Raw genomic sequence first — 8,217 nt, forward strand, 5'->3', positions numbered from 1 at the left:
GTGTGGGGGGGGGGTGTGGGGGGGTGGGGGGGGTGGGTGGGGGGGTGGGGGTGGGGGGGGGTGGGGGGGGGGTTTTGGGGGGGGGTGTGGGGGTTGGTGTGGGGCGTGGTGTTGGGCGGGGTGTTGATCGTGGTGTTGGGCGTGTTGTGGGGCGGGGTGTCGGGCGTGGTGTGGGGCGTGGTGTTGGGCGGGGTGTGGGGCGTGATGTCGGGCGTGATGTCGGGCGTGGTGTTGGGCGTGATGTTGGGCGTGATGTTGGGCGTGATGTCGGGCGGGGTGCGGTCCGTGGTGTTGGGCGTGGTGTCGGGCGTGGTGTGGGGCGGGGTGTCGGGCGGGGTGTTGGGCGGGGTGTTTATATTCGCCTTTTTCCGTCTTGATAATTGGCTAATCGGGCTTTTGGCGGGCCCTCAAGGGCGACTTTTTCCCCGTATTACCCTTCTACCGCTGCCGGGGTTAACCTCGACTCTACAACAATGGTTACAGCAAGACTGGGAAACGGCTATTAATAACCTCAATCAATACTTTCGGTACAGCCGCCAGTTTATTCCTGTCCTTGTCGCCGTTAACCGCGTTTTATCGCAATTCCCAGAGGCAGAAATTATCTATCGCGTCTCCCGTCTGGCAGAAAATCCCTCCGATTGGCAATTGTTAAAATATGCGTCGGCGAAACCGTTTTCTTTTCCTGACAGCCAAATCCGTCTAGATACTCCTGCTCGCGCCGCTGCCGCCGGTTTTTGGTATCTTCACCAACAGGACACCGAAAAAGCCGAAACAGCCTTTGCTGTGGTACGTTCCCTCGCCTACGGGGAAGAAATGTATAGCCTAGCCCAAACTTTACACCGATTTAGTCAGGCTGCAACTCTCGATAGTATCGGTTTCCTGAAAGTTGCCCCCATTGCCCCAGAACCGTCATTACGTCCGCAAACTTGGCAAGCTATCAGCAGTTTAAATCGAGTTATCGCAGAAGTAGCTTTAGTCCAGAGAAGTGACTCCCGAGGGACTAGAGATCGGATTATCGGGGAATTAAGGGATATAATCGACCGACAGGCTGCCAATTTACCCCTAGCAGAAAAAGCATTAATCCTTTCTATCGCCCAAAAATGGAAAACTTGCCTGTAGCTTGTAAGCTAAGACGCATTTAAACCGCTTATTCTTAGATTAGCCGAATCTCCCTCCCCTGCCCCTAGGGTTGATTCATAGTAGGGTTGATTCATGAATCAACCCTACCTTGAGGGGGTTTGATCCCCCCTGCCCCCTTGATAAGGGGGGTTTGATCCCCCCTTAATCCCCCCTTGATAAGGGGGGTTTGATCCCCCCTTAATCCCCCCTTGATAAGGGGGGTTTGATCCCCCCTTAATCCCCCCTTGATAAGGGGGGTGTTTGACAGTTTTTAACACCTACCGACAATCAACCTTACCTTGAGGGGGTTTGATCCCCCCTGCCCCCCTTGATAAGGGGGGTGTCTGACAGTTTTTAACACCTACCGACAATCAACCCTACCTTGAGGGGGTTTGATCCCCCCTGTCAGCCTTGATAAGGGGGGTGTCTGACAGTTTTTAACACCTACCTACTTAGTGCCAGATTAATTTCTTAGCTAGGATAGGCAAGAGGCAGCTGGAAAAAATTCTCCTGTCTCCTGTCACGGCTGCTGGCAGTAAGTAATTTTGCCGGCATCTGATATTCAAACTCAAGCAACTATGTGTCAACTTCTAGGCATGAATTGTAATGTCCCCACGGATATCTGTTTTTCCTTCGAGGGATTTTGTGCGCGGGGAGGAAAAACCGACGAACATCGAGACGGTTGGGGAATCGCTTTTTTTGAGGGTTTAGGTTGTCGAACTTTTATTGATGTTAAACCCTCGATCGCTTCTCCGATTGCGGAATTAATTAAAAACTATCCCATCCATTCTACCAATGTTATCGCCCATATTCGCAAAGCTACCCAAGGAGAAATTAAACTAGAAAACTGTCATCCTTTTCGGCGGGAATTGTGGGGAAAATATTGGGTTTTTGCCCATAATGGTCATTTAGAAAATTTCTCACCGGCTGCGGGAGATTTTTATCAACCAGTTGGGGAGACGGATTCGGAAAAAGCTTTCTGTTTAATTCTTAATACCCTACGAGAGACTTTTCCCCAGGGCAAACCTTCCCTAGAACAACTTTATCAAGTCCTAAAAACTATCACAAATTCTATCGCTTGTCAAGGAATTTTTAATTATCTTTTATCCGATGGTGAACATTTTTTTGCCCATTGTTCGACGAAATTAAGCTATATAATCCGTCAGTATCCTTTTGCCGCCGCTCATTTAATTGATGAAGATGTGAGCGTTGATTTTCAAGCTTTAGCTCATCCTGGCGATCAAGTAGCAATTATTGCCACTACACCCTTAACTGATAATGAAGTTTGGACAACGATTAATTCAGGAGAATTATTAGTTTTTCAGGAGGGCGCAGCAATTTTAAGTTAATCTTACCAATTGTCACTTTGTCGAGATTTTTCTAAATCAATTAACTGAGTTTTTAGCCCTAACCAATCTAATTGATGGGCGAGGCAATCTGAACCAATTTTTCCCGCTTCTAGATAAATGACTCGCTCGGCAAATTCCTCTAAAAAATCTAGTTGATGATTGACCATAATTATCGTCATTGAACTTTGATTATTTAATACTTCTAATAACCTGCTGGCCGTGCCTGTATCTAGAGCGGAGGTGGGTTCATCTAATAACAGTATGCTCGGTTCTAACAACAAAGCTCTGGTAATTGCTACTAATTGTCTTTGTCCTAAAGATAATTCTAACTCCCCGCGTTCAAACCACTGTTGAGGAATTTTTAACAGAGATGTCCAACGGTCAATTCTCTGATTAATTTCAGCAGGGTTAAGTTTTTTTAATTGCAGAGGATAAGCGAGAGCATCTCGAACAGTCATCCCTAATAACTTCGACTCTTGTGGCAATAAAACTATCTGTTGTCGCAGGGAAATAACCGGTATTTCCTTAATCGATTTACCTTGAAAATAAATATTTCCCGTGCTTGGTTCCTGCAAACGATTTAACAATCGTAAAATAGTCGTTTTTCCTGCCCCAGATGCTCCGACAATAGCTAACTTTTCTCCTTGCTTGATGCTAAAAGTAATATCTTCTAACAGATAAGCACTACCCCGTCGGATAGCTAAATTTACTTGCTGTAGTTCTAAAATCAAGATCGGTCTTTTCCTTACTTAGTTCAAACTTATTATATAATGAAAATAGCCCAATGAGTTCGGCAGGTATTCCCCATGGTTAGTCAAGTTAACAAAACCGAGATTATCTATCCTGAGAGCGACGGTAAACCGATGGCAGATAATACTAAACAATTTAACTGGATAGTGACGATTAAGCAGAATCTCGACTGGTTATATATCGATGATCCCCAGGTATTTGTAGCGGGGGATCTGTTGTGGTATCCCGTGGAAGGCCAGCCGAAAATTGCCGCCGCTCCTGATACGATGGTAGTATTTGGCAGACCGAAAGGCGATCGAGGTTCCTACAAACAATGGCAAGAAGATAATCTTGCTCCTCAAGTCGTCTTTGAGATTCTTTCTCCCAATAATACCTCCATCGAAATGGCCAAAAAATTGCTATTTTATGATCGCTATGGAGTCCAAGAATACTACGTCTATGATCCCGATGATAATAGTCTAGAAGCTTGGCAGCGAATTGGTGACAGTTTAGACAGTGTTAGTGAGGTTAATAATTGGGTGAGTCCCCGTTTAGGCATTCGTTTTGACTTAACCGACGAGTTAAAAATTTATCGTCCTGATGGCACTCAATTTTTGTCCTACAGCGAAATTAATCAACTACTGGAGCAGGAAAAGCAACGGGCTGAAAATGAACGCCAACGGGCTGAACAGGTCAATCAGCAGTTAGTAGAAATGGAGGCAAAACTGCAAAAATATCGTCAACTTTTTGGGGAATTACCTAACTAGGGTCTGCTGAATAAATGTGAAATATAGACGAGGTAAGGGGTTTGGGGCCTGTTTGGCGAGGCAGGTGCAAGATTTTAAAGCTAGTGGCTCAAAAACCTTGCATCTTGATCGGCGATTGCGTCCTGTAGGGGCGAAGCATTCGGGCAATAACTTATCGGTGAAACCGTAGATTTTCTATCCGAATGCTTCGCCCGTACTTTTTGCCGCAAACCCTAACTAAAATCTTCACTAGCGAAGGGAGTATAACGAAAAAAGAGGACTGGTTAGTCCTCTTAACAAGATTAGTTTTCGCTAAATGTTAAACACAGAATGATTGCCAGGCCTAGTAGGCTAGACCCATACTGCGGGTGGTTTCTGCTCCGAGATAAACCCGAATGCTTAGGAAATCCGTCGGACAAGCCGTTTCGCAACGTTTACAACCAATACAGTCTTCCGTGCGGGGGGAAGAGGCAATCTGGGCAGCTTTACAGCCATCCCAAGGAACCATTTCCAGCACGTCGAGGGGACAAGCCCGAACGCATTGGGTGCAACCGATACAGGTATCGTAAATTTTAACGCTATGAGACATCGAATTATGACTCCTTACCGAGTGTTCTCCATGTTAAATTTCGGGTTTATCGGTTAGTTTACCTTACAGCGATCTGTTCATCGCTCGATCGGTGACATAACTTTAAACTCTGTAACACTTGGGGCCAAATGGCGATCGCTAGTCAGGGATCGGGCAATTCTAAAATAGCCTTAAAGAATTACTTGCCGGGGTTACGGGGGGAACCGAAAAAGGTAATCTGGATCGCAAGATAATTTATTTCGTTTGCCAGTATGACAGAAATAGCGATCGAATCGATCCTACAGGAAAATCGGCTGTTTCCTCCCAGTGCCGAATTTGCCCAGAATGCCACCATTAAAAGCTTTGAAGAATACCAGCAACTCTACGCCAAAGCCAAGGCCGATCCCTCGGCTTTTTGGGCCCAATTAGCCGAAAAAGAATTACATTGGTTTGAAAAATGGTCAGAGATTCTTGACTGGCAGCCCCCCTTTGCTAAATGGTTCGTCAACGGCAAGATTAATATTTGTTACAACTGTATTGACAGACATCTCACGACATGGAGACGCAATAAAGCCGCCATCATCTGGGAAGGAGAACCGGGAGACAGCCGCACCATTACCTACGAACAGCTACACCGAGAAGTATGTCAATTTGCCAACGCTTTAAAAGAATTAGGCGTAAAAAAAGGCGATGTGGTCGGAATTTATCTGCCAATGATTCCCGAAGCGGCCATCGCTATGTTAGCCTGTGCCAGAATTGGCGCGCCCCACAGTGTAGTTTTTGGGGGATTTAGTGCCGATGCTTTGCGCGATCGTCTTAATGATGCGGCCGCTAAGGTGGTAATCACTGCCGATGGTGGTTTCCGCAAGGATAAAGTCGTTGCCCTCAAGGAACAGGTAGATCTGGCTCTAGCCGATAATAGCGCCCCCAGTGTGGAAAAAGTTCTCGTTGTCCAACGCAGCAAGGAACCCATCAATATGGTTGCTGATCGCGATTACTGGTGGCATGATCTACAAAAACAGGTATCTGCTAATTGTCCGGCCGAACCCATGGATAGTGAAGATATGTTATTTATCCTCTATACCAGTGGTTCCACCGGCAAACCGAAAGGAGTCGTCCACACCACCGGCGGTTATAATCTCTACACCCATGTCACCTGCAAATGGATTTTTGACCTGAAAGACACCGATGTTTACTGGTGTACTGCCGATGTGGGTTGGATTACCGGCCATAGTTATATCGTTTACGGACCGCTCTCTAATGGTGCAACCACGGTAATGTATGAAGGGGTTCCCCGTCCCTCTAATTTAGGCTGTTTTTGGGATGTCATCGAGAAATATCGGGTTAATATCTTTTATACTGCCCCCACTGCTATCCGCGCTTTTATCAAAATGGGTGAAGATATCCCCAATAGCCGGGATTTATCCTCTTTGCGCTTACTGGGAACTGTGGGAGAACCGATTAACCCAGAAGCGTGGATGTGGTATCACCGGGTTATCGGTAAAGAAAAATGTCCGATTGTCGATACTTGGTGGCAAACGGAAACCGGGGGGATTATGATTACTCCCTTACCCGGGGCAATTGCCACCAAACCGGGGTCAGCAACCCTACCTTTCCCCGGTATTATGGCCGAAGTGGTGGACTTAGACGGTAATCCCACCCAAGCGAATGAGGGGGGTTATCTGGTGGTCAAACATCCCTGGCCCGGTATGATGCGAACAGTTTATAAAAATCCCGATCGCTTCCGCAATACCTACTGGGAACATATCGCCCCCAAAGATGGCCAATATCTCTATTTTGCCGGGGATGGTAGCCGTCAGGACGAAGACGGTTATTTCTGGGTAATGGGGCGCGTCGATGACGTGATGAGCGTTTCTGGCCACCGTTTAGGGACAATGGAGATCGAATCAGCTTTAGTATCCCATCCCGCGGTAGCGGAGGCGGCTGTGGTGGGACGACCGGATGAAATTAAAGGGGAAGAAGTCTATGCTTTTGTGACTCTCGAGGGGCATTATGAAGCGAGTCCGGAGTTAGCGCAAGCATTAAAGGATCACGTTGTCAAGGAAATTGGCATTATTGCTCGACCGGGAGAAATCCGTTTTACCGATGTACTGCCAAAAACGCGATCGGGTAAAATTATGCGTCGTCTCTTGCGAACTTTAGCATCAGGTCAAGAGATTTCTGGTGATACTTCTACTCTAGAAGATCGATCGGTTTTGGATAAATTACGGCAAGGTGCGTAATTTAATTGCCGGTTTTTCCTAGCAGTTAGGGTGAGGAATAAGAGTTAATCTTATCTCACTCTAACGGGAGTGATGCTCGGTGAATATATTTGCTCAAGCACCAAAGCTAAGTAGTTGGACAAAAGTAAAGTTAACTGTGGGGTAAGGATTCAGGATTCAGGAGTCAGTAAGAATTGCGGCAATTTACATTTATTAAGATAGACAAAAGAATTTATGTCCGACTACTTATAGCTAATAATAAATCCTGTTTAAAAGGTATAGGGGAAGTGGGAAGTGGGAAAAAACAATCCATAACTTGGGAGTTAATCACACGATTAAAAACGGATTTGGTATAATAATAAAGATAAGAGCGAATTGAAATTATAGGAGTTTAATCAATGACCACCACCACTACTACCGATAATGATTTAAAAAGACTAGAAGATTTAATCCTCAATGGACAGAAGATAATCGAACATCGATTCAACGAAATCGACAATCGACTCACTACCATGGAAACTCGACTCACTACCATGGAAACTCGACTGATTGAGGTTGACAATCGATTGAAGGTGATCGAGAATGGACAAGCGGAAATGAAAGCTGATGTCAAAACTGTTCAAAAAGATACTACCGATTTAAAGATTGAACTCACGGAAGTTAAAGGTGATATTAAAACTCTTGATAGTAAATTTGATGACATGAATAAACGCTTAGAGAAAGTCGAAGGAACCCAAAAAAATCAAATTTGGACATTGATAACTGTCTTAAGTGGTTCCTTACTAGCCGTAGGATTTAGAAGTTTTTTTATCGACAATAATCCCTAATCTCAGCAAGAGAATTGCTATAATTTGCTCACTAAAACAATGAAAAGCGATCGCCTAATTCTTCGTCCTTGGCAACTACCCGCAGACAAAGAGTCTTTTTTTCAGATCTATCAAAATTCCGAAGTCACTTATTTTTTACCGAGAATTCGTCAGTTAGCCACGGATATTGAGAGTTTAAATGCCTATTTTTCCGCAAGATTACCAACTGTTCGTAATCAGGGTAATGGCAGAGATTGGTGGGCAATGATCGATCGAAAAAATAATCAGATTATCGGTTCGATAATTTTACAGAATTTACCCGATAACTACGGTTATCCTACCCCAGATATCGAAATTGGTTGGCATTTACGGTGCGATTATTGGGGACAAGGATATATGACCGAAGCGGCTAAAGTTATTCTAGAATACGGCTTAATCACCTTACAATGCCGATTATCTACGCAGTGGTTAATCCCGATAATTATCGCTCAATTCGTGTCACCGAAAGATTAGGAATGCAATCAATGGGATTAACGAATAAATAGGGCTTGCTGAATAAATCTAAAAACCTTGTTGGATAAGACTTTTGGACTTTTTTCCCCTCAAAAAGTACCAGATATGGGAGTGATCAGGGGGAAATTCAGGGACTTTTTCCCTGAAAATTAGGTAATTGACCCC

Annotated in this window: 8 protein-coding genes; 6 read left to right on the plus strand and 2 right to left on the minus strand. The window is 45.0% G+C overall.

Annotated features, from left to right (window positions below):
• The first annotated feature begins 36 nt into the window (after nucleotides 1-36).
• Nucleotides 37-1,119, plus strand: coding sequence for a hypothetical protein (locus O9332_RS06020; RefSeq protein ID WP_353853411.1), 1,083 nt, complete (start codon nucleotides 37-39; stop codon nucleotides 1,117-1,119).
• A gap of 578 nt (nucleotides 1,120-1,697) precedes the next feature.
• On the plus strand, nucleotides 1,698-2,468 hold the full coding sequence (locus O9332_RS06025; protein ID WP_043998779.1) for a class II glutamine amidotransferase: 771 nt from the start codon (nucleotides 1,698-1,700) through the stop codon (nucleotides 2,466-2,468).
• Nucleotides 2,469-2,470: 2 nt separating this feature from the next.
• Here the strand turns inward: O9332_RS06025 and O9332_RS06030 are convergent, their stop codons facing one another.
• Complete coding sequence (locus O9332_RS06030; protein ID WP_002756680.1) at nucleotides 2,471-3,199, minus strand: ABC transporter ATP-binding protein; 729 nt, start codon at nucleotides 3,197-3,199, stop codon at nucleotides 2,471-2,473.
• A 75-nt stretch (nucleotides 3,200-3,274) separates the two neighbouring features.
• On the opposite strand from O9332_RS06030, the gene O9332_RS06035 reads away from it, so the two are divergent.
• Nucleotides 3,275-3,964, plus strand: a complete 690-nt coding sequence (locus O9332_RS06035) for a Uma2 family endonuclease (RefSeq protein WP_002756679.1) — start codon at nucleotides 3,275-3,277, stop codon at nucleotides 3,962-3,964.
• A 322-nt stretch (nucleotides 3,965-4,286) separates the two neighbouring features.
• Here O9332_RS06035 and psaC read toward each other — a convergent pair whose 3' ends face one another.
• The gene (psaC, locus tag O9332_RS06040; protein WP_002734319.1) at nucleotides 4,287-4,532 is read right to left on the minus strand and encodes a photosystem I iron-sulfur center protein PsaC; all 246 of its coding nucleotides are present in this window, start codon (nucleotides 4,530-4,532) and stop codon (nucleotides 4,287-4,289) included.
• A gap of 251 nt (nucleotides 4,533-4,783) precedes the next feature.
• On the opposite strand from psaC, the gene acs reads away from it, so the two are divergent.
• The 3 genes from acs (at nucleotide 4,784) to O9332_RS06055 (ending at nucleotide 8,052) form a co-directional block, all read left to right on the plus strand.
• A complete protein-coding gene (acs, locus tag O9332_RS06045) occupies nucleotides 4,784-6,754 on the plus strand; it encodes an acetate--CoA ligase (protein ID WP_288024253.1) in 1,971 nt (656 codons plus the stop codon).
• A gap of 377 nt (nucleotides 6,755-7,131) precedes the next feature.
• Nucleotides 7,132-7,560 (plus strand): hypothetical protein, encoded by a 429-nt coding sequence (locus O9332_RS06050; RefSeq protein WP_288024256.1) that lies wholly within the window; start codon nucleotides 7,132-7,134, stop codon nucleotides 7,558-7,560.
• A gap of 24 nt (nucleotides 7,561-7,584) precedes the next feature.
• Complete coding sequence (locus O9332_RS06055; protein ID WP_288024258.1) at nucleotides 7,585-8,052, plus strand: GNAT family N-acetyltransferase; 468 nt, start codon at nucleotides 7,585-7,587, stop codon at nucleotides 8,050-8,052.
• Nucleotides 8,053-8,217 lie beyond the last annotated feature (165 nt).

Source organism: Microcystis sp. LE19-10.1B, assembly GCF_027530565.1.
In the GTDB taxonomy this organism is placed as follows: domain Bacteria; phylum Cyanobacteriota; class Cyanobacteriia; order Cyanobacteriales; family Microcystaceae; genus Microcystis; species Microcystis aeruginosa.

Bases quoted from the DNA above. Each gene is read 5' to 3' on its own strand.
- O9332_RS06035 (WP_002756679.1), top strand. From the start codon at position 3,275: ATGGTTAGTCAAGTTAACAAAACCGAGATTATCTATCCTGAGAGCGAC.
- acs (WP_288024253.1), top strand. From the start codon at position 4,784: ATGACAGAAATAGCGATCGAATCGATCCTACAGGAAAATCGGCTGTTT.
- psaC (WP_002734319.1), bottom strand. From the start codon at position 4,532: ATGTCTCATAGCGTTAAAATTTACGATACCTGTATCGGTTGCACCCAA.
- O9332_RS06025 (WP_043998779.1), top strand. From the start codon at position 1,698: ATGTGTCAACTTCTAGGCATGAATTGTAATGTCCCCACGGATATCTGT.
- O9332_RS06050 (WP_288024256.1), top strand. From the start codon at position 7,132: ATGACCACCACCACTACTACCGATAATGATTTAAAAAGACTAGAAGAT.